The organism is Rubidibacter lacunae KORDI 51-2, from assembly GCF_000473895.1.
GTDB classification, from domain to species: Bacteria; Cyanobacteriota; Cyanobacteriia; order Cyanobacteriales; family Rubidibacteraceae; genus Rubidibacter; species Rubidibacter lacunae.
The window spans coordinates 40,343-65,987 of record NZ_ASSJ01000070.1 but is presented as its reverse complement, the minus strand read 5'-3'; the positions used below and the strand labels follow the sequence as shown (position 1 = coordinate 65,987).

Sequence of the window (25,645 nt, the reverse complement as noted above, 5' to 3'; positions counted from 1 at the left end):
GCAATCTTTCATCCTTTCCCAAAGATTTGCCTTTACCTTTATTCAGAACGTTAAGCAGGTAGGCTAATGGCAAGCGCGACGCTCTCAGTTATCATCCCTGCCCTTAATGAAGCTGACGGATTGGAAAAGACGCTCGCCAGCGCAATCGTTCCCAATGCGGGCATCGAAGTCATCGTTGCCGATGGCGGTAGCACCGATGCGACGGTGGCGATCGCGCGCGCCCAGGGGGTCCGGGTGGTCGTTCATGGGCGGGCCGGTCGCGCCCAGCAGATGAACGCGGGAGCAGCGGTGGCAGCCGGCGAAATTTTGCTATTCCTCCATGCCGACACGTGCCTCCCAGAGGACTACGCAGCGTGCGTCCGCACGGCGCTCGTGCCGTCCGACGCGATCGCAGGGGCATTCGAGCTCGGCATCGACGCGCCAGGAATCGGCTTGCGCTGCATTGAATGGGGCGTGTGGCAGCGATCGCACTGGCTGCAACTTCCCTACGGCGATCAGGCGCTATTTCTGCGGGCGGCCGACTTCCGCGCTCTCGGTGGATTTCCACCGCTGCCAATATTGGAAGATCTCGAACTAGTCCGACAGTTGCGCAGGCAGGGGCGCGTGGCGATCGTGCCGCAGCGCGTTCTGACCTCCGGGCGGCGCTGGCAAGAGTTTGGCATCGTCCGCACCACGTTGCTGAATCAAGCCATTCTCGCCGGACGCGCCCTTGGCGTCCCGCCCGCGCGACTCGCACGCTGGTATTGCGGCATCCGCGCCCGGCAGCTTCGGTTGGCGCGCGATCGTTACAGCAGCACGTGAACGAGCAGGATGGCCACTAAAATCAACCCCACATGCCGCACGAACTGCCAGCGTCGCTTGGCAAGGAGCTCGCGAGGTTGGCGCTTGGGAAGTAGCTCGGCAATCATGCCAATGCAGGGGATAGAGGTTTGGCGCACGGATGCAGCAAAATCTCCGACTTTATGGAAGCCGCACGTGCGGTAGAACGGTTCGGCATAGCGAGAAGAGCATACGTACAGTGCCGGGCGATCGCGCCGAAGAGCTTCGGTTTCGAGGCGTTCGAGCAACTGCGAGCCGATCCCCTGTCGGAAATATTCCGGACGCACGTAAATGGCATGGATGGTATTCCGCGGGCCGTTCAGCGCGCCGAAGCCGAGCGCGGTGCCATCCCGCTCGGCGACGAACAGGTACTCGCCGTAATCGCGGCGGTGGGATTTATCTTCGCAGAGTGCCTCTATCTGCTGCGGGCAATAATGGTCGGCGGTGCTGGCCGCGATGGCGGCTAGCTGAATTTCGACAATCGCATCGCCATCTTCCGGGCAGGCGGGGCGTACGTTTGCCAGTTGGCAGGGGTCCGGGAAATCGAGTAGTCGAATCTGCCGAAACCAAGCCAGCGTGGTATCGCGGCGGCGGTAGCCGTAAACGCGCAAGAACTCGAACGTTCGGCTGCTATCCGCTGCAGGATCGCGGCTGGATTCGGGCTCGCAGCGCCGGGCTAGCTGTTCTCGCAAGAGGGCAATGCTAGCACTCGGGTTGGCAGTTGGGTCGTCCGCAAATAGGAAAACATGAAGGCGGTTGCCTTCAGCAATCAGCTCGGCCCGGTCGCCCGGTGCAGGCAGCATGCTCTGCAAGAGCCGTTCGACTGCACGTAAGTCGTTGATTTCAGCAGCGGGGCGATCGCTAGCCCGGTCGTAAGTCCCCATTAGCGGGTGTCGCGAGCGCGAAGTTTGAGTACTGTCCGATTCTGCCCCATTTCGGCGTTCGTAAGCGCTCCAAGCTGAGGGTTATCCCCCTCTGGTAACGTTCTGTCACTGGGAGAGAGGGCAGGATCGTTCGGAATTACTCGCAGAGTTATCTTGACTCGGGTGCGGTTTCAGCAGTTTGGGACCCGAGCGCTAGTGAATCTGGGAGCGATTGCTAGAAATCGACACCGCGTTTGAGATCGACGCCCCGCTCGGCGTAATGCTTGTGACAGACCATTTCGGAATACACGCTGGCGATGTCGAAGTAGGACGGGCGAGTGGTACAGCGTCCGGTGATAATGACTTCGGTCGCTGGCGGCTTGCGCAGCAGCGTTTGCGCGATCTCGTCGGATGGCAGCAGTTCGAGGTCCACCGTCGGGTTGAGTTCGTCGAGGATGATGGTTTTGTAGGCACCCGAGGCGATCGCCGCTTTGGCAATTTCCCACCCGCGCTCGGCTTCCACGAAGTCGATTTCTTCTTGTTTGCCCCGCCAGACGATCGCGTCACGACCGCAGCGCTGGTGGTCGATCAACTCGGGATAGCTTTGCTTGAGTGCTGCGATCGCTGCGTCTTCGGTGTAACCGGTGCCACCCTTAAGCCATTGCAAGACCAGCGCGCGGTGAGACCAGTCACTGCTGATGCCGCGCCCGATTGCCTGTAAGGCTTTGCCGAGAGCGCTCGTGGACTTGCCTTTGCCCGCGCCAGTGTAGATTTCAATCCCTTCAACGGCACAATCCTTGGTGGCATGGGGTTTCATCTCCGAATGCAAGTCTGCGAGGTCGAGGAGCGCTTGCGGAGCTCCGCGTCCGGTGGCAATGACTTCCAGACTCTCCGGTTTCTGACGAAGGGAGCGCAGAACCTCCTCTACTGGAAGCAGCCCTAGGTCTAGCACCGGATTGAGTTCGTCTAGCACCACAATCGAGTACAGACCCGAGGCGATCGCGCCTTTGGCAATATCCCACCCGCGCTGCGCTTCGATTTCGTCAAAACGAGTGATTTCATCCTTGCCGAAAAATTCTGCGCGACCCGTCCGCACCTGATCGATCAAGTGCGGGAAGCCGCGTTGCAGAGCAGCGATCGCTGCATCCTCGTCATAGGTCCGTCCGGGGCCCTTGAGGAAACGCAGCAGCAATACGCGGGTAGGTTCGGCAGAGTTAATGCCCAAACCGATCGCTCGCAACACCACGCCCAAGGCGGCCTGTGATTTGCCTTTGCCGGCCCCATCGTAAACGTGAAGCTGCCCGACCGCGCGTTCGGAGCGCACCTGAGCCGTGCGAATACCGATACCGGTTCTGCCTGTCATCGCTGTTCTTGCCTAGAACGATCCGATTGGGGGCGACTGCCCGACCGCTATTCGTCGGGGCGAGCATCCGCGTCGGCACCGAATCTCCGGTCCTCCAAGGCAGTGCGGATCTCAATCTCGAGGGTCGATCTCGGACTCGGTGTCTCGATCCAGTGTACTGATTGCTTGCAGTCTTGCGGAAATACCCGACGGCTTTAAGCAGGGCAACCGCATACAGATTTCCCTGCCACGACCGAGTTAGGATTTCACCGATCTCGTGTGCCTAAACTTAAATCAACTCTAGGAAGCGCTGCACCGGCTGCAAATTGGCATCAACTGCTTCTCAGGATGGTTTGCATCATCTCTCGTCAGCATTGTTCAAATTGGGGCCAGCACGCTGTTCTTAACCAGTCCCGGTCGAGCGGTGCTCTTAGCAAAATTCGAGCTGAGGTTCGAAGTATGCTTTTGACGTCCAGCTTCCTGAATTTTGCCGAAAAGTCTTCGACAAACGCACAGCAATGGTTTCCAGGTTTGTAGCGATTCGAAGCAAGCTGAGGCTTTGAGATCGCACAACGGGATGATAAGGCTTGCGAGCGTCGCGAAGACCTACCAATTTAACTCGCAAGAAAGATAATAGGAAAAGTCAGACAGCTTCGGGCGATCGCCATTGCTTGACACCTGCCACCCGACCGTCGATAACTTGGGAATCGAAACGAGCAAGCGGCGCAGTTATGAGGTGCAGTGATGAACCGAGATTTTTTTCGACGTTCGCGTTTCTGGATGCTGGTGGCGATCGCGGGGCTATTCATTGCCTGCCAGCCCTTTGCTCCACCGACAGCTCCGCCTGGTTCCAGTGAGTCGTCGCCGTCAGCCAGCGTGGCCTCGCCCGAGCCGGTTGCCGAATCGGTGTTTCTCAACGGGGCGGGCGCGACGTTTCCCGCACCGCTGTACCAGCGCTGGTTTGCCGAATACAATCGCCAACACCCGAATATTCAGGTCAACTACCAACCCGTCGGCAGCGGCGTCGGCATCCAGCAGATGGTGTCGGGCACGGTTGATTTCGGAGCAAGCGATATTGCCATGACCGACGAGCAAATTGCCAGTGTGAGCGATGGTGTCGTCCTCCTGCCGATGACCGCGGGCAGCATTGCTGTGGTGTATAACTTGCCGGACATTGGCAGTGGCTTGAAGCTGTCGAGGTCGGTATTGCCCGGTATCTTCTCCGGGCAAATCGATCGCTGGAACGCTCCGCCAATCGCCGAACTCAACCCCGACTTGGCACTGCCCGACACACCCATCGCCCTCGTCCACCGTTCGGACGGCAGCGGGACGACGGCCGCATTCACCGCACACCTGAGCGCTATTTCTGATGCCTGGCGATCGCAAGTCGGTTCGGGGCTGAGCGTGCAATGGCCGGCCGGCATCGGCGTTAAATCCAACTCGGGGGTAAGCGCGCAAGTGCAACAGGCGTCAGGCACCATCGGCTACGTGGAATACAGCTACGCGCACCTGCTCGGACTCTCGACAGCTGCGCTCGAAAACCGCTCGGGCAATTACGTCGAGCCGACCTTGGAAACTACCGCGATCGCTCTAGACAGCGTGGAACTCCCCGACGACCTGCGTGCTTTTGTTACTGACCCAGACGGTCCCGACGCCTATCCGATCGCGACGTACAGCTGGGTGTTGGCGTACCGTACTTACGACGATCCAATCAAAGCAGCTACCTTGCGTGAAGTGCTGCAGTGGGCGCTCGCCGACGGTCAAGCCATGAGCGCCGAATTAGGCTACGTACCCCTGTCGACAGATGTGACTCGGCGCGTTGCGGACGCGATCGAGCAAATCGGACCGCCAGCCAGCTGATACGAGCTTCACGTTCGCCTCAAAAGATTGGGGACAATTGCGCGATCGCCTTCACCCTCAGGCAACAACAGTTGCACCGGACAGATAATCGCGCAACTGGCGATCGTGGTCGTGGCTGAGCGTCCCGAGCGGTAAAGCCGCGCGTTCGAAGGCAGCGACCTCCGTAATTTCGTCTCTGTCGCGGACCTGTAGCGTGCCGCTGGCGTCGGCAGCGACCAAGATACTGATGGAATGCACGCGCGGATCGCGATCGCGAGCCGAATACACGCCGACCAAACGTCGAATGGCAACCAATTCCAGGCCGGTTTCCTCGGTCAGTTCCCGTTGCACCGTCGTAGGCAGGTCCTCACCCCAGTCGACGATGCCGCCGGGCAGTCCCCACCGATTCGTGTCGCGCCGCCGCACCAGTACGATCCGCTCGTCTGGAAGCACCGGGACGATCGTCGCGCCTGCAATCGGATGGCGGAAGACGATTCCCGCCACCGTCGATAGAAAGTGCCACGATCGTTGCATGAGTTGCTCCAGGAATCCTGCAGAAAGGGGGCCAGCTATAGCAGTTGAGGAGCTGCTTTTTTGATACTTCAAGTCTGAAAGGACGGTGAAACGGGACTTTCATTCTGGAAGTTGTACCGACCAGCCTGTCAGCTGCTAGGGCTGGCTGCGTCGTCTAGCAATGCTCGTGCTGCCAAGATCGCCTGACGTACCTGCTCGAAACCGGTGCCCCCCGCGCTGTTGCGCGCGGCTACTACTTGCTGCGGCGCGATCGCCGCGTAGATATCGTCAGCGAAGGCTGGATGCAGCTCTTGCCATTCGTCGAGGGTTAAATCCTTCAGCAGTTTGTTTGCAGCCAAACACGTGCGCACGACGCGACCGACCAGATTGTAAGCTTCCCGGAACGGCACACCGCGTGCAGCTAGGTAGTCGGCAACGTCTGTAGCGTTGGAGAAATCTTCGGTTACGGCTGCGTCCAGGCGGGCTTGGCGGAACTCGATGCCCTCGCACATCATGATCGTCATGGCTTCCAGGCACGCGTCTGTTGTCTTCACCGCGTCGAACAGCGCTTCCTTATCTTCTTGAAGATCTTTGTTGTACGCCAGCGGTAACCCTTTCATTAGCACCAATAATCCCTGCAGATGCCCGAACACGCGCCCAGTTTTGCCGCGGACCAGCTCCGGTACGTCGGGATTTTTCTTCTGGGGCATGATGCTGGAGCCCGTGGCACAGCTATCCGCGAGCGTCACGAAGCCGAACTCCTGGGACGACCACAAAATCACTTCCTCGCTCAAGCGGCTCAGGTGCATCATAATCAAGCTCGCCGCGCTCATGAATTCAATCGCGAAGTCGCGATCGCTGACGCCATCGAGGCTGTTAGCGTAAATGCCGTCAAACCCGAGCTGTCGAGCTGTATCGTCGCGGTCGATCGCAAAGGTTGTCCCAGCCAGGGCCCCGCACCCCAACGGCGAAATATTCGTGCGCGCGGCAACCTCACCTAGGCGCTCCCAATCGCGCTGCGCCATCTGGAAGTAGGCCAGCAGGTGATGGGCCAAACTGACCGGCTGCGCCCGTTGCAGGTGCGTATAACCGGGAATCAGCGTCTCCACGTGTGCCGCTGCCAGATCGACCAGTGCGCGCTGGAAGTCTCGCACGCGATCGCGCAGGTGGTGAATCCGATCGCGCAGGTACAGTCGCACGTCCGTGCCCACTTGGTCGTTGCGCGATCGGGCGGTATGCAGTTTTTTACCGGTGTCACCGATGAGCTGGGTCAGCCGCCGTTCGACAGCAAAATGCACGTCCTCAGCATCGATGCCGGGTGTAAACTCGCCCCGTTCGGCCTCTGCACGGATTTGTTCGAGACCGTTGGTAATCCGATTGGCGTCCTCGGCAGAGATGATGCCGGTGCGACCGAGCATCTGCGCGTGGGCGATGGAGCCGGTCAGGTCGTAGGGCAGCAGCTCGATATCGAAACCAATGCTGGCATTAAAGCGCGCGATCGCTGGGTGCAGTGACGACTCGAAGCGATCGCTCCAGGTTTTTTGCGATTGAGTCACGGTAGGTGTGCGATTGGACGGATCTGCGGTGAGTCAACGTAAATGCCGGATCGACCGTAGGGGAATTTAGGTGCTTGCAATCGCGGCACCAAGCATTCTCACCTGAAAGGACATGCCCCGTATCGATCGCAAGAGAGCGGTGGGCTGCTAATAGGCGGTGAACGAGCGGAAGATGTAGCCCAGAAAAAGCCCGATTATCAGTGCCCAGACCTGACCGGACTCGATGAAGTTATTCCAGGCATTGCGCATTTGCCCCAGCACGTCCGGGTCGTCGATTGCCAGCAGCCAGCTACTTTGGACTGCCTGCTGCCAAGCGTTCGCGGCATCCCAAGAATTTGCAAATAGCGATACGTCAAACCCCGCCAAACCGATCGCGTCGAGATTCATGGTGGTACGTCCTCCCCGAACTGACTCGCACTAAACTGATTAACCTTGAGAGTACTCGCTGCTCGCGCCGAACGGAACCCCGAGCGTTCAATTTGCTGCCATCGCGTCACCTGAACTCTAATTCTCACGTGCCTTCGCAGCGCGATCGCCGGCTCGGAAGTGCGGAATTGCTAGCTTCCCTTGCTGTCCGACGCATATCGTCCCCACGCCGTGCTAAAAGTTCTCCCGATTGCTGCCCGCTGGCGCGTCCTCCGCTCGCACCTGCATGACCACCAGTGTCATGTCGTCGTCGGTGTCGTTGTTGGGACCGACGAAGTTGCGAACGGCTGCGAAGACAGTATCGAGAATAGCTTGTGCGCCCGCTCGCGTGCAGCAGGCATTCCCAAAAGCTGACTTGAGGTTACTTTCCTCAAAGCGATCGCCATTCGAGTTGACGGCATCGGTAAAGCCGTCGGTGTAGTAAAGTACCGTGTCGCCGGGTGCGAGCTGCACCTGTGCGTCGTCGAAATCGGAGTCAGTATCGAGGCCGATCAGCATCCCCAGCGTGTCTAGATGCTGGATTGTACCCGTCGCAGCTTGCCACCACAGTGGCGGATTGTGGGCCGCATTGCTAAAGGACAGCCGGCGCGTCAACGGATCGTATTCCGAGTAAAACAGCGTTACAAAGCGATGGGAGCTGTCGAGGTCGTCGAACATCACCCGGTTGAGGTGTTCGAGAACCCGCGCTGGCGAGTGGCGGTTGAGCACTTCGGCGCGCAGCATCCCGCGCGTCAGGGTCATGATCAGCCCGGCGGGAACGCCTTTGCCCATGACGTCGCCGATCACGATGCTCCAGGGTACGAGGCTAGGTTGGGTATCGTCGCCGTGGGGTCGCCGATCGTAATCGGCCGGAATGAAGTCGTAATAGTCGCCCCCGACTCGGTTGGCCGTGCGGCAGTCAGCAGCAATGTCCACGCCAGCGATGTTGGGATACTGTCGCGGTAGTAGGTGAAACTGAATGTCCGAGGCGATCGCCAGCTCGCGGTCGAGGCGTTCTTTTTGCCGCAGTTCGGCGGTGAGGTCATTGTTGGCGATCGCGACGGCCGCCTGATCGGCAACGAGCTGTACCAGTTTCTGGCGCGTCAGCGTCCATTCATAAGCACGATTGCGGCTGAAAACGAACAGTCGCCCGCGTTCTCGCCCCCGTATCTGCATGGACGTTCCCCACACTCGTACGTCGGGTCCGAGATGGGTGGCAAGGCAGGTATCGAGTGGGTTGGTACGACCGAAGTCAAGCGGACCGGTACTAAGATCCTTGCCGGGCGACGGCGCAGGTGCGGAAAATGCCGGCTCGCGAATCGCTTGGAGGAGCGCTTTGCGGACATCCTGGCAGGTGTGTCCGTCTTGGCAGTGCAGGTGTTCTAGCTGGACGCGACCGTCGGGTTTGAACAGCACCAAAGCGCCACCATCGGCATCGGCAACTCGCGCGGCCATCAGCGGCACGATTTCGAGGAACTGATTGAGGTTATTGAAGCTGCGGAGGGCAAATCCGAGCGAACTCAGTAAATTCTGAATTTTGTGCTGCTCGCGGTGCAAGTTTGCCACGAGTTCTTTAAGCGCAGAGACGGGCGTCGGATTGGCAGCATCCGACCGATCGGACCCCTCGGGCGGCGGCTGACTGGGCAGAGGCAAGGCAGTCATCGAGAGACAACTCAGTTCGACACGCGATCGCGGCTGACTTATTGCTGGAGGCTCGGCAAGGCCGCCCCGAGCCGCTCGGGACGGCGAATATCAGTTTGTCGCCGCGATTTCAAGAGGCGACGGGCATATCGCTTGCATCCGGTTGCTTCAGTGCGGCAGTCCCCCCAATGCTCCCTTGGATAGCACCGGAGAGGTCGGACAATGATAGCGCTTAACGACAAATCTGCCAATGAACGCTGTAGGGATCTGCACGGTTTCGCGATCGCGACGAGCGCCTCTCCGCAGGCACCAACCGCATCTCTGGGTTGGGATGGTTGCTGCGAGTCTGCCGAGACAGACCGGTCGAGTGGGCATGGCGTTCCCGGCCGCGACCGGGTTGTTGAGCGTTTGCAGTCCGATGGGCGTCGGGTAGCACGATCGCCCACCTAGCTCAGCCATCGATCAGCGCCTCGACGAACTCGTAACTGGAGAACGGACGCAGATCTTCAATGCCTTCACCGACGCCCACGAAGCGAATAGGTAAATCCAGCTGCTGTGCGATCGCGAGGGCGACACCCCCTTTGGCGCTGCCGTCGAGTTTGGTAAGGACCACGCCGCTGAGATTGGCGGCGTCGGAAAATACTTTAGCTTGTTGCAGTCCGTTCTGACCGAGGCTCGAGTCCAGGACCAGCAGAGATTCAACAACAGCATCCGGGGCTTTTTTGTCGACGATCCGACGGATCTTCGCTAGCTCGTCCATCAGGTTTTTTTTGTTCTGCAGGCGACCAGCCGTGTCGACCAGCAGCAGTTCGCTTTTGCGTGCAGCTGCGGCGGAGATCGCATCGTAGACCACTGCAGCTGGGTCGGCGTTCTTGCCGGGGTTAGCAATCACGAGCGTGTCAGACCGTTCGCCCCAGACTTTGACTTGCTCGACAGCGGCGGCGCGGAACGTATCGGCCGCAGCAATCAGGCAGCGGTAGCCGGATTTTTGCCCGAGGTGGGCGAGCTTGCCGACAGTCGTGGTCTTGCCCGCGCCGTTGACACCTGCGATCAGCCAGATATTTAGACAGTCTTTTTCCGGTATGAAGGTCGGGCTGGTGTCGCGGGCGGTAGGGCGGTCGAGCAGGTCGCGCAGGATTTGCTTGAGATAGGCGATTGCCTGTTCGGGCGGCAGAGTCTCTTGACGCATGCGCTCTTGCAGGGCAGCGATCGCATAATCGGTGGCATCGATGCCAACGTCGGCTTGCAGCAGCAAGGCTTCGATTTCATCGACGGCATCCTGATTGAGCGGTCCCTGTCCAACGATGGACTTGAGTTGGTTGACCAAGCCACGCCGGGTTTTACCCAATCCCTGACGCAGGCGCTTGAGCCAGTCGATTTCCTCTTCGGTAACGTCTTCGGGACGACGGCCCTGCGCAGCAAGAACCTGTGCAGACCAGATAAAATCTTCGTCGAGGGTAACGGATGTTTCGGTTTCTGCGGCGGTAATTGGCTCGGGCTCTGGTGCAATCTCCGACTCCGGTTCCTCAATTGCTGTCGCGCGCAAGCGCTCCAAATTACCGGATTTCTGCATCCATGCCGGCACGTTGGCAGCCGGCTCTGAAGCAGCCGCAACCGACTCGGCAGCGACATCAGTATCTAGAGCATCAGTGCCTCGAGTCTCTGCATGTAGAGCATCAGTGCCTGGAGTCTCTGCCACCTTGGCGTCCGGCTCGAGCGCAGATGCTGGCTCGTCGGCACCACCTGCGGTATTGGGAATGCCGGCGTCCGGCTCGGTAACGGGTGCGATGGTGTCGAGAGTGCTCGCATCCAGCTCGACTGCGGAGGTAGTACTGGGTGATGCGGCAGCTGCGCCTTTAACATCCCCTGACTCGTCTTGTCCAATTGCATCTGCTGCTGCAGTGCCATCGGCAGTCGGCGTAGCAACAGGTGGGTTAGCAACAGGTGGATTGGCAACAGGTTCTGTGGGGGTCGCGTCGGCCGTTTCGTCAGAAGGGGTGGAGGCAGTTGCTGCACCGGTATCTTCTGACTCTGCTGGCGTATCTGCAAATGGTGCCGGTGTAGTCTCTTCTGCCTGCTTGCTGCGCTGGATATTCTGATAAGCCGCTTTGGCCCAGGTCAGATAATCGTCTTTTGTGGCGGGAGCAGAAGGCTGCTCGACAGTCGCTTCTGTTTCCGGTGCCTTTGTTTCTGGGGCATCGGGACCCTTCTGGGCGTCTGCATCGCTATCTGCCTTACGGCGGCGGAACCAATTAAAGACCATGACTGCTAACCAACCTTGCTTTCGTCAGCGCTGTCTGTAGGGGCGTGCGGTGCGACATCGGCTTTCTGCTCGGTTTTGAGGCGATCGCTAGCGCGCCGCAGTACTCCGTTCACGAACCGATAGCCGTTCTCATCGGAGTAACGCTTACCGAGCTCCACGGCTTCGTCTATGGCCACCCGGACTGGCACGCCCAGGTACACCATTTCAGCAACTGCGAGCCTCAGCAAATCGCGATCGATCCGCGCCAGACGATGCAGCTGCCAGTCCACGAGTGCTGCCGAAATTCGCTCGTCGATTGCTTCGCGGTAATTGCCAATCGCACTCAACAGTGTCAAGGCATATTGGCGGACCTCGTCGCGCTCGGCCATCTGCACGAACTGTGGCAATTCCAATGCCGATCCGAGCCGATTGATGGCAGCTTGCGTCAGCGCGATCGCCTCTGCAGTCATCGCTTTAGCTCCCTCGACAGTGGTCGTGCGCGTGGCGCTAGTCAGCAGGCGATCCTGCGCGCGCTGCACTTCTGCAGCAGCCACTTCTAGGGATTCCTGGACCTCGCCGATGAGAGCGCGAATGGAGGTGGAGACTAGTTGCTCCAGCGACTGTCGGTCGAGCTTGTCTGACTTTAGCCGCAGTTGACTTTGGGCGAGCAGGGCAAGCTCGCGAGCGATGCTACGTGGCTGTAAACGGGGCATGGTGGCAGCTCGGTGACAAACTCTTAGGCAATGCGCACAAGCGCAGAATTATTCCAAACTGGGCATGGCAACCTAGAGCGGTTACTCGGAAACGACATCTTCCTCAAGCAAAACTGCACGCGTATTATCGATTGCCAGCTCTGCCAGGGGCGGTTCGCGTCGAGCATTGCTGGAGCGAGCTGCTTTCACGTTGCGCTGAGGGGGTAAGACTACGTTCGGCGATGGCGTCACGATGCCCGCAGAAATTAGGACTTTGAACGCTTCCTCAATCGATAGCGATAGGTTGATGACTTCGTTCTCAGGGACCATGGCGTACCACCCGGTCGTCGGATTGGGCGTCGTCGGGATAAATAAGCTCAGCAATTGTTGCTCGACGTGAGTTTGAAACTCCGCATCGACCGTTCCTGTCACAAAGGCAATCGTCCACAGTCCCGGTCGCGGATATTCAACCATCACTACGCGACGGAACTTGCTTTTCGAGTCCTTGAGCAGAGTTTCTAGAATCTGCTTGAGCGTTTTGTAAACTGACCCTGCCAGCGGAATGCCCTGAAGCAATCGCTCGCCCAAATCGAGCAACCAGCGCCCGGCTATATTACGTGCCATTAAGCCGATGAGCAAAATACACGACAGCGGCACCGCCAGTCCCACTAGCAAGTTGAGCGAATTAGTCAGGAACGGATGCAGGCTTTCAAACGGATTGAGTTGGTTGGGAATCTTCGTCAGAAACCGAATCACCCATGTTGCCACCGTGTAGGTCAGCCAAATCGTGGTTGCCAGGGGAATCACTACTAGCAAACCGGCAATCAAGTCGTTCTTGAGGCTCTGTACGAAGCGCTGCTGAATGCTCACTCGCGACTTACTCTCCTTTGCTGCTACAGGTTTTGCCCTGCATTGCATCTGCTTGCGGCGCCGCGCGCTTCCTCGGCACCCCCTCCTGCTTGCGTCCTTGTCAATATCAGATGACAGTCGATCGCAGCCCGCACGCCGCCTTCTTTACCCTTACTTCTTAAAGTATTACGCTTTGTAAAGAAGTGTTGCAAGTTCAATAGCCAATCCGCAGCTGCAGAATGAAAACGCACGCGGAATGTCACCAGCGCGTAGCCCTGTATTGAATGGCTATTCTAACATTGAGATCGCCGGGAACCTTCTGTCGGGCATGCGTTTCGTTGCACTGAGCTGCTGCATAAGCCCGACCCTATCGACATAGATATTGGCAGATTGCTGGTTGTTTGACACTCTGCTAACTATCCAAGGGGAACGGGGAGGTTTTGTTGGGATAGTGCGTGGAGGAAATGTTGGTAATGCAGAATCGCAAACTTGAGGTTCTACCCGATAAGGTCGCCCTCGTGGCGCGCGCACGGGCGTTTTGCGTCGAGACCATCCGGTCTGCAATTGCCGAGCGCGACCGCTGCACCATTGCCTTGTCGGGTGGAAGCACACCCAGGCCGCTGTACGAGCAACTCGCCGCGGAGTCACTACCGTGGGATCGCCTACACGTCTTTTGGGGAGACGAGCGTTACGTCAGCCCCGACCACCCTGAAAGCAACCAGCGCATGGCTCGCGAAGCCTGGTTGGACAAAGTTCCTATCCCGGCCGAGAACCTTCATCCCATGCCGACAGCAGATGGCGATGCTGCTGTCGATGCCGAGCATGCGGATGGCGTAATACGGTCTTTTTTTCAGCTTGCAGACGGCGAGTTTCCTGAATTTGACTTGATTCTGCTCGGGATGGGCGATGACGGTCACACAGCATCTCTATTTCCCCATACCAACTCCCTGCAGGTCTGCGATCGCAGTGTCACCGTGGGCAACAAAGGCGACAGTTTGCGGTTGACGTTCTCCGTTCCCGTGCTCAACTGCGCGCGGCGGGTTCTGTTCCTCATCTCCGGGGCTAACAAACGTCCTGCTTTGAAGCAAGTCCTCGCATCCGAGGGTGACAATGCGGCGTATCCTTCGCGACTCGTGCAACCGGCAGGCGAGTTATGGTGGCTGCTCGATGCCGATGCAGGAGCTGACCTCGTGGCTTGAGTGGCAGCGTTCGATATCTCTGTGGTCGCGATGCTCTAGCAGTTAGATCGGTTCATTGGGGAGCGGGCGTGATGGTTTAGAGGGTCCGCGAAACCAGAATCTGTTGGTAAATTGCACTGTTCGATTGATAGACGCGGTTGGTAAGCTTGCAATGCTCCGAGGTTCATCCGAGGGGTAGAATTCTGCTCGGATGACTTTACAATTTGAGTCAAACTAGCCTTGGATCGCGCAAACGGTCGATCGCGTGCTGCCAGATCCAGTGGACCGGAAGCCACCCCGACCGGGGAAGTCTCTCCCTTTGCAGCAGTTGCCGCTTGGTCGCGTTCGGTCTTTCCGATACCTGCGCTTGCAACTCCTGAGGCCGCTGCCGAGCTGAACTTCAGTTTTCATGAACGTGCCTTCTGAAAAGATTTTCGACGGTGCTGCCGAGCCGGGAATATTCGTTCTAAAGGCAACGAAGCCATTGCCGCCGGGCGAGCTTCCCCAATGTCCGCAGAATTCTTTGGAAACCCAGCTTCAGACTCCCGAGGTGGATGCTTATCTGGTGCATTTGCAGACGGGAGACTCGATCGTACTGCTCGCACAACCCATCATTCTCATCGGTAAGCCGAGAGATATGCTTATTTCTGGTGTATGGAGGGAAAAGAAGAAAGGGCGTATCCTGCTGGATGAAACAAAGTAACCAGCAGAGGAATACACCATGAATGACGACAATCTTATTTCATTGCCTACGCCAGAGACAACTGAGAGCTTCAGCGACGCCTTAAGCGATCTGATTCGACGAGGAGCCCGACAAATCATCGCCCAAGCGGTCGAAGCGGAATTGGAGGACTTTCTAGCTCAGTATCGAGACCGCCGGGATGAGCAAGGACGGCAGGTGGTGGTGCGCAACGGCCACCTGCCCGAACGCACGATTACGACTGGAGTCGGGGAGGTGGAGATTCAAGTGCCGAAGGTGCGAGACCGCAGTGGCAGCGGGATAAAGTTCACCTCTGCCCTGCTGCCGCCGTACCTGAAACGCGCCCGCCGCATAGAGGACTTACTCCCGTGGTTGTACCTTAAAGGGGTGTCTAGCGGGGACTTTTGTGAGGCGCTGTCGTCGCTGTTGGGCTCAGACACAACCGGGCTCTCTGCGGCGACCATTGGCCGTCTGAAAGCCAAGTGGAGCGCTGAGCACCAGAGGTGGCAGCAGCGGTCGCTACGGCAACAGCACTATGTGTATATCTGGGCCGATGGCATCTACTTCAACATCCGTGCCGGCGAGCGGCAGTGCATGTTGGTCATCATCGGGGTCACGGGTCAAGGGCACAAAGAACTCCTGGCTTTGGAGGCGGGGTATCGGGAATCGGAGTTGAGTTGGAAATCACTGTTGCTGCGGCTCAAAGACCAGGGGCTAACCCAAGCACCTCACCTGGCCATTGGCGATGGGGCTTTAGGCTTCTGGAAAGCCCTACCTCAGGTGTTTCCCACCACGAAGAAACAGCGCTGTTGGGTGCATAAGACTGCTAACGTGCTCAACAAACTCCCCAAACGGCAGCAGAGCGAGGCCAAACGCGCGGTCTGGGAGATTTACCGGGCAAACAGCAAAACCGAGGCCGATCAAGCGTTTAATCGCTTCATTGCGACCTATGAAGCCAAGTATCCCGAGGCGACCCAGTGTTTAGCCAAAGACCGCGATGTTTTGCTGACCTTCTTCGACTTCCCCGCTGAGCATTGGGCGCACATTCGCACCACTAATCCCATTGAGTCGACCTTTGCCACCGTGCGCCTCAGAACCGACAAGACCCGAGGCTGTGTTTCTAAGGAAACTATCCTGGCACTGGTGTTCAAACTGGTCGAGAGCGCTCAGAAGAGTTGGCTCAGGATTCGAGGCTTTAAACACCTAGCTGACGTGATTGAAGGAGTTCCATTCAAAGATGGATGTCGAGTCGATGACAACACCGATGTGACCCAGATGCAGGCTGCCGCCTAGCTTCTAGCCATACACCAGATTTGACAATATCTCGTAAGCCGAACGATCGTGTTCCGCCGGATATCGATCTGGCGGGCTTGCCCGATGCAGAGATCGCCTCGCGCGTCCCTGCAAGCATCATCCTGCAGGACTCGAAGCACTTCATCGAAGATGTAAGTTGCTCCAACGGTACTTATGTCAAACACAGTCCACCCCAGTCGGGCATCCGCCGCGTGATGGAGTCGGGTGATTCGATCGCGTTCGGCAAGGAAGAGAAGGTGACGTTCATCTTCAAAATCGCATGAGTCCTACCGGAGCTGCTCGTTGCGATCGAGGTGACAGGGTCGTGCGTTTTGGAACGCAATGACCTCCGGGAAGTCGGCTCGTGTATTAAATTGTTTTCGTGAAAGCGAACGCAAGCCACGCCAAGAACGCCTCTTTTCTGACTTGCGTTCGGTTGCTGGCTTCAGAATGGTGCTGGCTGCACAGCAAAGGCTATGGGCGCGATCGCCCGGCGATTTCCAATTTCTCAGCTGTTTGCAGTTGGGCTAGGACGTAGTCGGGAATGCAGTTCTCCACCACATAATTGATGTACTCAGTGCGAGAGCGATCGCAGCGTTTCTGACTCCAACCGCAGTGACGCTGCAGCACATCCAGCAAAACCGGCAGTGCGTCCAAGCCGTAATTCTGCTCCATGGCGATCGGCGTCCGGCGTCGGGCAATATCGGCTGCCGTCTGCGCAAATTCTGCGCGGACGGCGTAAACCACTTGTGCTTTGATGTCCGGCATTTCGGGAACGATGCACTCGCCCAACTCCGGTGCGTCGTCGACTAGTGCCAACACCTGCAGGGCCCGAGCGCCGTAGAGGTCGAACAAGCGATCGACCGTCGTCCGCTTCAGGCGATCGCCATACTGCACGATCGCGTCGGCGATGCGCGGATCGTTTGGCAAGATTGCTCCTGGGAAGGGTTGGTGCAGGGTCGGGCACGGGGGGATCGGGCGACCCATTTTCAAGAAAATGGCATCGGTCAGCTGCTCGCCAACATGCCGGAATGTAGTCAGCTTGCCTCCAACTAGCGATATCAAGTTAACTGTGCCTTCCTTGCCGTGGTCGTGCAGTAGGTGGCGGCGCGTGATGCCGCCAGGCTTGCCCTCGGTATTGGGCAGCGGTCGCACGCCTGAGTAGGTGAACTTAACGTCGTCACGAGTGAGGCGAGCGCTCGGGATCGTGAGGTTTGTCTCGCGCAAGAGATAATCGATCTCCTCGTCCCCGGCTTTGATCTGCTCGAGATTGCCGTTGAAGCGAATGTCGGTTGTACCGATCAGATACGAACCCAACCACGGCACGATAAAAAATGGCCGCTTGTCCGACTTTGCTTCCACATAAAGAGCCATATCGGGCGCTCCGGGAAAGGCATCGACAATGATGTGGCTGCCCTTAGTACCGCCGATCAACTGCTCCCGCGCGAGTTCCACGCATTCACCGCCTGCTTGCACCCCGCGTCGACAGATTTCGTCCACCCACGGCCCTGCCGTATTGATGACAACTGCATCCTGGCTGCCGGTGATAACAACTACTTCTCCCGTAAAAACATCGCGGCAGTGCAAGCGCGTGATGCGATCGCCGTTGCGCTCGAGAGCTATCACTTCCACATAGTTGAGTACGGTCGCTCCGGCTTCCCGAGCGGCAATGATATTCTCCAGGCAGAGACGTTCGGCATAAACTACTTGAGCGTCGTAATATTGTGCGCCGCCCTTCAGTCCATCTGGATCGAGAGAGCGCAAGTGCTGGCGGAATTTCTGCTTCGGGAGCATTCGGTGCGGCAGCATGCTCTTATCAAAACTAAAGAAGTCGTAAAGGATCATGCCCGCCCAGATTTTCCAGTACGGGCGGGAGCGATCCCCGTAAATCGGGACGGTAAGCATCAGCGGTTTGACTAAGTGCGGCGCGCAGCGCAGCAGCAGCTCGCGCTCGTGCAGCGACTCCCGCACCAAGGAAAATTCGAAGTATTCCAGATAGCGCAGTCCGCCGTGAACGAGGCGCGTCGACCAACTTGACGTACCCCCAGCAAAGTCTGCTTTCTCGACAACAATTGTTTTGAGTCCGCGCAGGGCAGCGTCGCGAGCTGTTGCCGCTCCGTTAACACCACCGCCGATGACAATAGCGTCATAGGCAGTATTTCGAATTTTTTGAAAAGAACGCATGGGCCGATGTCGCAGTTTATTGTCGATGCTGCAGTTTATAAATATCTTCCAGTACTTCGCACGCAAGCGGAGTCCGGCTTGAATCAGCTGTCTGAACGGTAGTTTACGTCTCGGCTGCGATCCGCTCCTGCAAGGTATGAGTCGCGAGGTAACGACCGTAATACCAAAATGCACAATTCTTACGACAGATGAGGCAAACAACCCCGAGGATGAATGGTTCTCAATCTGCCATCTGTCGCAGCGCTCCCTAGAGGTAGTATTAGATTCCCTCCCTAGAACCCGACTCACCAAAAAACGGCTCCGCAAGCAATCGCGGAACCGGTCTGACCCTGGTTGGAGGGTGCGAAGCCGAAACCCAATTGCGTCGACTTCTGAGAAACACGCTGTCGCGAGCGGTAGGCTCGGTATCTAGACCGCTGCCAACTCCTTATCGGAATTGAGACCGGGGAGTTGCAGTTCGAATTGCTCGAGCAAACGACCTGCCCAGTAATTGACGTCGTAGTGCGTAACCGTTGAGTACATTTTCTGCATGCGCTGCTGCTGCTCGTCCTCGGGCATGTCCAGCGCGAGATCGATCGCGTCGTTCATGCGATCGATCGAATACGGGTTGGTCAGAACGGCCTCTGGGAGTTCCACTGCTGCTCCCACGAACTCGGAGAGGATTAACACGCCACCTCGACCGCCGCGCGCGATGACGTATTCCTTAGCCACGAGATTTAATCCATCGCGCAGGGGGGTCGTCCAGCAGATATCTGCAGCTTTGTAATAGCACATTAAGTCGGCGAAGGGCACGGGCTGCGTGAACAACATGATTGGAATCCAATCGAGCTTGGCGAAGCGGCCGTTTATCTTGCCCACAAGTTGCTCGATAAGTGTCTGCGCGGTTTTATATACGCGCATCCCGGTAGCCGGCGATACCGATGTCACCAACAGGTTGAGCTTACCGTGCAGCTCCGGGCGGCGCTCCAGCAAGCGACCGTAGGCTTCCAGCATTTCGCGCGTGCCCTTAACGTAGTCCACGCGTCCGGCAGAAATGATGGTTTTGCGCCCGCCAAGTAGCTCCAGAATCTCTTCGTAGCGTTTCTCGGTTTCGGGTTTGTTCAGAACGCTCTGAATCTGTTTGGGATTGGTGCCAACGGGGAAGGCGTCCACTTTGATCTCGCGACCGTTGTAGCGCAATTTTGTAACGGCTTCTGGCTCGGCGAGGGCGGTACCCACGGAGGTCAGATTCGATGGTACGGGCTCGATCGCGGCTACTTCCACCTCGCGCAGGCTGCGCGCGACGTTAACAAAGTTCTCGGAATAGCGCGGGATGTGAAAACCGACGATATCGCAGCACAGCAAGCTATCGATAATCTTCTCGCGCCAGGGCAAGATGTTAAAAATGTCCACCGAAGGAAATGGCGTGTGATGGAAGAACGCAATACGCGCGTCGGGCTTGAGTTCGCGAATGAAAAAAGGAGCACGCCAGAGGTTATAATCGTGCACCCAAATCAGGGCGTCGTCAGCTGCTTCAGCGCACGCGGCTTCTGCGAAGAGCCGGTTGATATTCTCAAAATTCTCCCAATCCGAGGTTTCGTAAGTGAAGTGATAGGGAAATGAATGAAGGATCGGCCAGAACGCTTCCTTAGATGTGATGTGATAGAAATGCTTGACTTGGTCCGCCGTTAACGGGATGCGACGAACGCTGTAGTTCCCCTCACCTTCAACTTCAACGCGTTCTTGAAACTTTGCAGCATCTTTCGCTTTGACCTGCTTCCATGCAACCCAGGTACCCTGGCTGACGTTGTGAAAAAAGCTCTTGAGAGTCGGCAAGATACCGTTGGGGCTTTTCTTGGCACGATAGCGAACGACGCCATTCTCGACGACCTCGTCGTAGGGCTCGCGGTGGTAGAGAATGACGAGAGAAGACTTCACGTCGGGACCTCCAAAAGTGTCGGTGTCGAATCGCAGTCGACACTAGTTCCGGCGCGCGATCGCGAACTGAAACGAGTCTCGGCTGCTGGCGATTGGTGTATGGGAACGACTCTGTTTTAGCTCTGCCTTGCTGTCGCGATCGCCACCGAGAAAGACAGCATTAAACCCGTTTAGTTGCAGGGCAAGTATCCCCCACCCTAGCCCGTCGTTGCACTTTGTAAACATGGGCTAAAAGAATCTTAACCGCCATCTTCTCATTTGCCTGAAAACTTGCTACGATCAATCATTTATAGTTCCGCATATATTTACTAGGAAATAAGTCCCGATTGCTCCGCACTGGGGCAGAATGGAGACTCATGTCTCGTTTGCTTTTGGCTTGTGAAAAACGCTATTCGTTTTCTCCGCTCGCGCTCCGGTTGCTATGCCATCGTATCTGTTGCCCTTGCAATCGGCGCGAGTGCTTGTAACTTGCCCGACATTGCGCCCCCGATCGCATTGGAGCCCTTGCCAGAGCAGTCGCAAGCAAATACAGAGAATCAAACGGCGAGCGAGCTGGAGCGCGAGCGATCGTTGACGCCGACACCTGAGGACAGGAATTTCATCACGGAAGTGGTGGAAGTGGCATCGCCGGCTGTCGTACGGATCGATACGACGCGCTTTACAAACTCCTCATCGACGCTGCGAGACTTTTTTGGGGGCGGATTTAGCTCGCCCGAACAGCAGGGGATCGGCTCGGGTTTCATCATTGCCGACACTGGTCGAATCATCACGAATGCCCACGTGGTGGAAGGTGCAGATCGGGTGACGGTAACGCTCAATGACGGTCTTGCTTTCGAAGGCGAAGTGTTAGGTCAGGATCCGCTTACGGACATTGCCGTCGTGCAAATTGATGCGGTCGATCTACCAGTTCTGGAACTGGGCGACTCCAGTCGGGTGAGACCCGGTCAGTGGGCGATCGCGATCGGAAATCCGCTCGGTCTCGAAGAAACTGTCACCGTCGGCGTGATCAGTGCGACCCAGCGCTCGAGTGCTGAGATCGGCGTAGCCGACAAGCGCGTGGAGTTCATCCAGACGGATGCAGCCATTAACCCTGGAAACTCTGGAGGGCCGCTGCTCAACGCGCGCGGGCAGGTTATCGGCGTGAACACAGCAATCATCGGTCAGGCCCAGGGATTGGGCTTTGCCGTCCCAATTGACACGGCAAAGCGCGTTGCCGGAGAGCTGGTTGCAACCGGCAAGGTCGATCGCGCCTATGTTGGGGTGATCATGGTGACGCTAACACCCGAGATCAGACAAACTATCGTCCAGCGCGGTTTTTTCATCGCGCCCGAACGCGGTGTGCTGATCGTCGAGGTACAACCGGGTTCCCCTGCGGCGCGAGCGGGCTTGCAACCCGGAGATGCGATCCAGAATGCCAACGGCACCACAGTCGAGACTGCCGAAGACGTCCAAGACCTGGTAGCACAACAGCGACCGGGCGATCTTTTGGTGCTGGAGATCGCCCGCGGCAATCGCGACATGGAGATAACAGTCGAGCTGGGATCGCTGCCCGCACCAGCGCGCTGACGGTTGCCAACACCTGGGCTGTGGTTGCACCTCCAGCCCTCTACAGCTGCTGTTCGCGCCCCCAACCTCATTCCGTTCGCCCTAGCCGAGATCCGCCGCACTTGGCACGCGGTCGCACCGTGACGCTCTCGCTACAAGCAATGGGAACTCCAACCCCGACTGCTCCCATAGCCGTCGTCATTAGACTGGCAAATTCATACTGTGGCTCAACCACAGTAAATTCAAAGCGCGGCAGCTGGAATGTTGCTTATGGCGAGCAGTACAAAAACTCTATTGGTTGTTCGGGCTCGGCTGCAGATAGACTAGGCGGTTCGCAACAGTCCACCAGCCCTGGAGCTGTCCCTCGCTGCATCATAAGACGCCGCAGGTGCGTCTCAAATCGATCCGTAATGCGCGATCGCTGTGCCGGATAATTGCGCCCACAGGCGATCGCCCCAAGAAAAGTGCCACCATTCTCGCGGGTGCCGCACGAACCCGGCTGCTCGCATTGCCCCTGCCAGTAATTGCCGGTGGGCGTGATAGGGCAACTCCGGGCAATCGCGAAAGTGGTCCGGATACGAACGCGGCGAACATTCGTCAATCGGCGACCCCATGGCGGCTGGCGCGCCCGTTGCATCTAGTAACGTGACGTCCAGCGCCGCTCCCGTACTGTGGGGAGGTGGCGTCGCCGGGTTCGAGCTAGGCGGCGCCCAAAACTCAAACACTTGCTGCCAGATAGCGATCGCGGCAGCGCTCTCCGGGTCCGCCCGCAGGGCATCGGGATCTCTACCTTGTGCCCGTGCTAGTTCCGCAAACGCGTGGTCTACCATGAACCGCTGCACGGCGATCGGTCGATAAGCATCGAAAATTTGCAGTGTCCAACCCGGCGCGTCCTGCTGTAGGTATGATTGGGCTGCAATCAAGCGCTTCAGCACGCCGGTCCGAATGCAGTATGGCGACCGATTGCCATAGGGTGCGCCCAGACTTCCGTAAGCATGTGGTTGCGTTAGCGCAAACCTATCAGCCGGAATCGGCACGAGCGACTCGCCGCACTCCCGAATCGCGATGGACTCCGGCAGCTCCGTTCTGCCGAGCTCGCCCCCACCACTCACGCGATTGCTTGCAGGATACGCACAATTGCTGCCCGTAATGCTTGCACTCGTTCTACTTGCCACAACTGATTGCCTGCTAACCCACTGGCATAGCCGCTCAAGCTGGCAATTGCCAGCACGCTTGCGGACTGCCAACGGTTGAATTTACAGCGCTGTAGCTCGAGCCTTGCCAGTGCCCCAGCCGACAACAGCACGAACAAACGGATAAAATGCTGCAACCAAGTCAGAGCGAACACTGCTGCAAACGCCACGCCGATCACGGCCACAAATGCATTGCGGTCCGACGATACCCAGCTGCCAAATGCAAAGCGAATGAAACGCAGTGGTGCCGTCAGAATCAGATCGATCCCCAACACCAGAACACCCGCGACTAACTGCCACGCATCTGCCGCATCCGATACGCGCCACCCAAACACCGCATAGGTTGCGTATAGCAAGATCAGCGATATTAATGGCAGCTTCAACATCGTTGTTTTCCCGCCCTACTTGCATTCGCTTCTCGCTACATTTCATCGCACCGAGGAACGCTCGCGCGGCGATCGGACCGACTCTTTCGATATAAGTCCTTAAACAACTCCCCCTCTCGATATGGGAGGGGGAGCAGCCTGCAAGGACCACCAGCAGTCGGCGGAAGCTGGCGGCGTTCGCCCGCACGGATACTCGAACCATCTCGGCAGACGCCCCCAAGCATCCGTAAGAGCGACTGCCAGGACACGGTTTGAGAAAGTATCCTCGGGAATCGCCTCAGGTCATCTTGGGCCATGGAGTCCTAAGACATAGCCTGGATAATGAAGTCGAAGTAAGGAGCCGCTTCCAGCGCATCTTCGTTGGAGAGCAACCCGAGGGAAGCTTCCTTCAAACAGCGGATGGAGTCGGCCATGCCGCTCACCGGCACGTTTAGTGCGTTGTACATCTCGCGCACGCCGATCAAACCGATCCGCTCGATGGGATCTTTATCGCCCGCGAGGACGCCATAGGTGATCAAGCGCAAGTACCAACCGTAATCGCGCAAGCAGAGGGACCGCTCGCGCTGACCGGCAGCGTTGCCGCCAGCCGCGATATATTCTGGGTGCAGGCGCCACAACTGCTTGCTGGCCTGACCCACGATTTTGTCTTCGTTTTCGGCAAGGGTTTCGGCAATGCGAATGCGCTGCTCGCCCGAGGCGAGAAACGACTGGATACCCTGGAGTTCGCCGCTACTGGGGTAGCGGAGTTCGTCGTCTGCTTTGAGGATGACTTGGCTAACTACGCTCATAATCACGGGGAATTGTTATCGAATAGCCACTATGTAGTTTAACGAGTCTGGTACCCCAGACGAAAGGGAGGACCCTCGCCCGTGACGCATTCCCCAGTTTCCTCCATCCCTTGGCAGCAGGGCAGCATTGTCGAAATCGATATCACCGATCTCTGCGACCGCGGCGATGGTGTCGGGCGTTGGGGCGATCGTGTCGTCTTCGTTCCGGACACGGTTCCCGGCGATCGCGCCTGCGTTCGCTTGGTACGTGTCAAGCCTCAGTATGCCGATGCCAAACTGCGCGAACTGCTCGAGGCATCACCGCACCGCATCCGCCCGCGCTGCATTGTTGCCGACAAGTGCGGCGGCTGTCAGTGGCAACACGTCTCTGACGACTTCCAGCGTCAAGCCAAAGTCGATCGCATCCGGCAAGCCTTGGAGCGCATCGGCGGTTTCCAGGCTCCCGAGATCGGACCTATTCTGACGGGCGACCCGCTCGGCTATCGCAACAAAGTCACGTATCCACTGGGGCGTTCGCAAACCGGGTCGGTCCAAGCTGGTTATTACCGGCGGGGTACCCATACGCTCGTCAATCTCAATCGCTGTCCGGTTCAAGATCCGCACCTCGATTCCCTACTCGCCGACGTCAAACGCGACATTGAAGCTCGCGGCTGGTCGATTTATAACCAAACGCGCCGCACCGGCCGCCTGCGTCACTTGAGTCTGCGCGTCGGACGGCGCACGGGCGAGCTATTACTGACCCTAGTTAGCGCGACGACCGACCTGCCCGACATCGAAGCACAAGGGGCACGGTGGTTGGAGCGTTACCCACAGCTTGTCGGCGTTTGCCTCAACCACAATCCAGAACCGGGTAATAACATTTTTGGCTCGAGCACCCGCTGCATTGTCGGTCGCGACGCGATCTTTGAAACCTTTGCCGGTCTGGACTTACAGCTGACAGCAGACACGTTTTTCCAAGTAAATACCGAAGTTGCCGAACATCTGTGCGACGTCGTAAGCGAGCGTCTCGAGTTAACCGGGAACGAACTCCTGATCGATGCCTACTGCGGTATTGGGACTTTCACACTGCCATTAGCCCGTCACGTCCGGCAGGCGATCGGTATCGAAAGTCAGGCAGCTGCTGTGACCCAAGCCGAGCACAACGCTGCCCGCAACGCGATCGCGAACGTTACCTTTTATGTCGGAAACGTTCGCGACTGGCTGCCCAAGCTGCTTGCAAGCAGTGCGAGTACGTGCCCGGATGCAATCCTACTCGACCCACCGCGCAAAGGGTGCGATCGCGCCGTCCTCGACGCGCTGCTGGAGCTAAATCCATCACAGATTGCCTACGTAAGCTGCAAACCAGCCACTCTAGCCCGCGATTTAAATGCCCTCTGTGCGACCAGTCGATATCACTTGCGGTACGTTCAGCCAGCAGACTTCTTCCCCCAGACAACTCATGTGGAGGCCGTTGCCTTCCTCAGACGGGAGGGATCTTCTCTAGCCTAGATCTTGGATTCTGATATAATCGAACTTAAAGACTAGTTTTTCCATAGTGGGCTCGACTAACTTCAACGGCGATTGTTTTTAAAGGGTAGGTCGAGCAAAACTGAATACCTTACCAACCAGATACAGAGCTGATTATTGAGTTTTTGAGCCCTCCATTATATTAAGAGTTATGTGAGCACTAAACCTGATGGCAACGCGATGACTGCCGACAG

At 57.7% G+C, this 25,645-nt stretch carries 24 protein-coding genes; 8 read left to right on the top strand and 16 right to left on the bottom strand.

Features of this window, described 5'->3' with window-relative positions:
• The first annotated feature begins 66 nt into the window (after positions 1–66).
• Positions 67–801 (top strand): TIGR04283 family arsenosugar biosynthesis glycosyltransferase, encoded by a 735-nt coding sequence (locus tag KR51_RS12070; RefSeq protein WP_022608136.1) that lies wholly within the window; start codon positions 67–69, stop codon positions 799–801.
• Here KR51_RS12070 and KR51_RS12065 read toward each other — a convergent pair.
• Positions 786–1,703 (bottom strand): GNAT family N-acetyltransferase, encoded by a 918-nt coding sequence (locus KR51_RS12065; RefSeq protein ID WP_040656114.1) that lies wholly within the window; start codon positions 1,701–1,703, stop codon positions 786–788. The genes KR51_RS12070 and KR51_RS12065 overlap by 16 nt on opposite strands.
• A 214-nt stretch (positions 1,704–1,917) precedes the next feature.
• The gene (locus KR51_RS12060; RefSeq protein ID WP_022608132.1) at positions 1,918–3,045 is read right to left on the bottom strand and encodes a cob(I)yrinic acid a,c-diamide adenosyltransferase; all 1,128 of its coding nucleotides are present in this window, start codon (positions 3,043–3,045) and stop codon (positions 1,918–1,920) included.
• Positions 3,046–3,768: 723 nt separating this feature from the next.
• Between KR51_RS12060 and pstS the strand changes: the two genes are divergently transcribed.
• Positions 3,769–4,884, top strand: a complete 1,116-nt coding sequence (pstS, locus tag KR51_RS12055; RefSeq protein ID WP_022608130.1) for a phosphate ABC transporter substrate-binding protein PstS — start codon at positions 3,769–3,771, stop codon at positions 4,882–4,884.
• 57 nt (positions 4,885–4,941) lie between these two features.
• Here pstS and KR51_RS12050 read toward each other — a convergent pair whose 3' ends face one another.
• The 8 genes from KR51_RS12050 to KR51_RS12020 form a co-directional block, all read right to left on the bottom strand.
• The gene (locus KR51_RS12050; protein ID WP_022608128.1) at positions 4,942–5,397 is read right to left on the bottom strand and encodes an NUDIX domain-containing protein; all 456 of its coding nucleotides are present in this window, start codon (positions 5,395–5,397) and stop codon (positions 4,942–4,944) included.
• Between the two features lie 128 nt (positions 5,398–5,525).
• The gene (gene argH, locus KR51_RS12045) at positions 5,526–6,932 is read right to left on the bottom strand and encodes an argininosuccinate lyase (protein ID WP_022608126.1); all 1,407 of its coding nucleotides are present in this window, start codon (positions 6,930–6,932) and stop codon (positions 5,526–5,528) included.
• Positions 6,933–7,079: 147 nt separating this feature from the next.
• The gene (locus KR51_RS12040) at positions 7,080–7,319 is read right to left on the bottom strand and encodes a hypothetical protein (RefSeq protein ID WP_022608124.1); all 240 of its coding nucleotides are present in this window, start codon (positions 7,317–7,319) and stop codon (positions 7,080–7,082) included.
• Between the two features lie 213 nt (positions 7,320–7,532).
• Positions 7,533–8,999, bottom strand: a complete 1,467-nt coding sequence (locus tag KR51_RS12035) for a PP2C family protein-serine/threonine phosphatase (RefSeq protein WP_022608122.1) — start codon at positions 8,997–8,999, stop codon at positions 7,533–7,535.
• Positions 9,000–9,146: 147 nt separating this feature from the next.
• On the bottom strand, positions 9,147–9,437 hold the full coding sequence (locus KR51_RS19775) for a hypothetical protein (RefSeq protein ID WP_022608120.1): 291 nt from the start codon (positions 9,435–9,437) through the stop codon (positions 9,147–9,149).
• Entirely contained in the window at positions 9,430–10,767 is a 1,338-nt protein-coding gene (gene ftsY / locus KR51_RS12030) for a signal recognition particle-docking protein FtsY (RefSeq protein ID WP_408638122.1), read from the bottom strand. The genes KR51_RS19775 and ftsY overlap by 8 nt, the downstream gene beginning before the upstream one ends.
• Before the next feature lie 479 nt (positions 10,768–11,246).
• Complete coding sequence (gene nusB, locus KR51_RS12025; RefSeq protein WP_022608116.1) at positions 11,247–11,933, bottom strand: transcription antitermination factor NusB; 687 nt, start codon at positions 11,931–11,933, stop codon at positions 11,247–11,249.
• Positions 11,934–12,014: 81 nt separating this feature from the next.
• On the bottom strand, positions 12,015–12,776 hold the full coding sequence (locus tag KR51_RS12020; protein ID WP_040656139.1) for a DUF502 domain-containing protein: 762 nt from the start codon (positions 12,774–12,776) through the stop codon (positions 12,015–12,017).
• Positions 12,777–13,234: 458 nt separating this feature from the next.
• On the opposite strand from KR51_RS12020, the gene pgl reads away from it, so the two are divergent.
• The 4 genes from pgl (at position 13,235) to KR51_RS12000 (ending at position 16,216) form a co-directional block, all read left to right on the top strand.
• Positions 13,235–13,960, top strand: coding sequence for a 6-phosphogluconolactonase (gene pgl / locus KR51_RS12015; protein WP_022608113.1), 726 nt, complete (start codon positions 13,235–13,237; stop codon positions 13,958–13,960).
• A gap of 388 nt (positions 13,961–14,348) precedes the next feature.
• Positions 14,349–14,642, top strand: a complete 294-nt coding sequence (locus KR51_RS12010; protein WP_022608111.1) for a hypothetical protein — start codon at positions 14,349–14,351, stop codon at positions 14,640–14,642.
• Positions 14,643–14,660: 18 nt separating this feature from the next.
• Positions 14,661–15,932, top strand: a complete 1,272-nt coding sequence (locus KR51_RS12005; protein ID WP_022608109.1) for an IS256 family transposase — start codon at positions 14,661–14,663, stop codon at positions 15,930–15,932.
• A gap of 20 nt (positions 15,933–15,952) precedes the next feature.
• A complete protein-coding gene (locus tag KR51_RS12000; protein WP_084202460.1) occupies positions 15,953–16,216 on the top strand; it encodes an FHA domain-containing protein in 264 nt (87 codons plus the stop codon).
• A gap of 190 nt (positions 16,217–16,406) precedes the next feature.
• Here the strand turns inward: KR51_RS12000 and KR51_RS11995 are convergent, their stop codons facing one another.
• The 3 genes from KR51_RS11995 to KR51_RS11985 form a co-directional block, all read right to left on the bottom strand.
• Complete coding sequence (locus tag KR51_RS11995; RefSeq protein WP_022608107.1) at positions 16,407–18,116, bottom strand: glycerol-3-phosphate dehydrogenase/oxidase; 1,710 nt, start codon at positions 18,114–18,116, stop codon at positions 16,407–16,409.
• Positions 18,117–18,524: 408 nt separating this feature from the next.
• Positions 18,525–20,033 carry a glucosylglycerol-phosphate synthase gene (gene ggpS, locus KR51_RS11990; protein WP_022608103.1) on the bottom strand — a complete coding sequence of 503 codons (1,509 nt, stop codon included), beginning with the start codon at positions 20,031–20,033 and terminating at the stop codon, positions 18,525–18,527.
• A 42-nt stretch (positions 20,034–20,075) separates the two neighbouring features.
• Positions 20,076–20,258, bottom strand: coding sequence for a hypothetical protein (locus KR51_RS11985; RefSeq protein ID WP_040656104.1), 183 nt, complete (start codon positions 20,256–20,258; stop codon positions 20,076–20,078).
• Between the two features lie 153 nt (positions 20,259–20,411).
• Between KR51_RS11985 and KR51_RS11980 the strand changes: the two genes are divergently transcribed.
• On the top strand, positions 20,412–21,599 hold the full coding sequence (locus KR51_RS11980) for a trypsin-like peptidase domain-containing protein (protein ID WP_022608102.1): 1,188 nt from the start codon (positions 20,412–20,414) through the stop codon (positions 21,597–21,599).
• 374 nt (positions 21,600–21,973) lie between these two features.
• Here the strand turns inward: KR51_RS11980 and KR51_RS11975 are convergent, their stop codons facing one another.
• From KR51_RS11975 to apcD, 3 genes are all read right to left on the bottom strand, one after another.
• A complete protein-coding gene (locus KR51_RS11975; protein ID WP_040656134.1) occupies positions 21,974–22,657 on the bottom strand; it encodes a M15 family metallopeptidase in 684 nt (227 codons plus the stop codon).
• Between the two features lie 29 nt (positions 22,658–22,686).
• Positions 22,687–23,157, bottom strand: coding sequence for a hypothetical protein (locus KR51_RS11970; protein ID WP_022608099.1), 471 nt, complete (start codon positions 23,155–23,157; stop codon positions 22,687–22,689).
• A gap of 302 nt (positions 23,158–23,459) precedes the next feature.
• Complete coding sequence (apcD, locus tag KR51_RS11965) at positions 23,460–23,945, bottom strand: allophycocyanin subunit alpha-B (protein WP_022608095.1); 486 nt, start codon at positions 23,943–23,945, stop codon at positions 23,460–23,462.
• Positions 23,946–24,026: 81 nt separating this feature from the next.
• Here apcD and rlmD point away from each other — a divergent pair, with 81 nt between their 5' ends.
• Positions 24,027–25,433 (top strand): 23S rRNA (uracil(1939)-C(5))-methyltransferase RlmD, encoded by a 1,407-nt coding sequence (gene rlmD, locus KR51_RS11960; protein ID WP_022608093.1) that lies wholly within the window; start codon positions 24,027–24,029, stop codon positions 25,431–25,433.
• Positions 25,434–25,645: the final 212 nt, after the last annotated feature.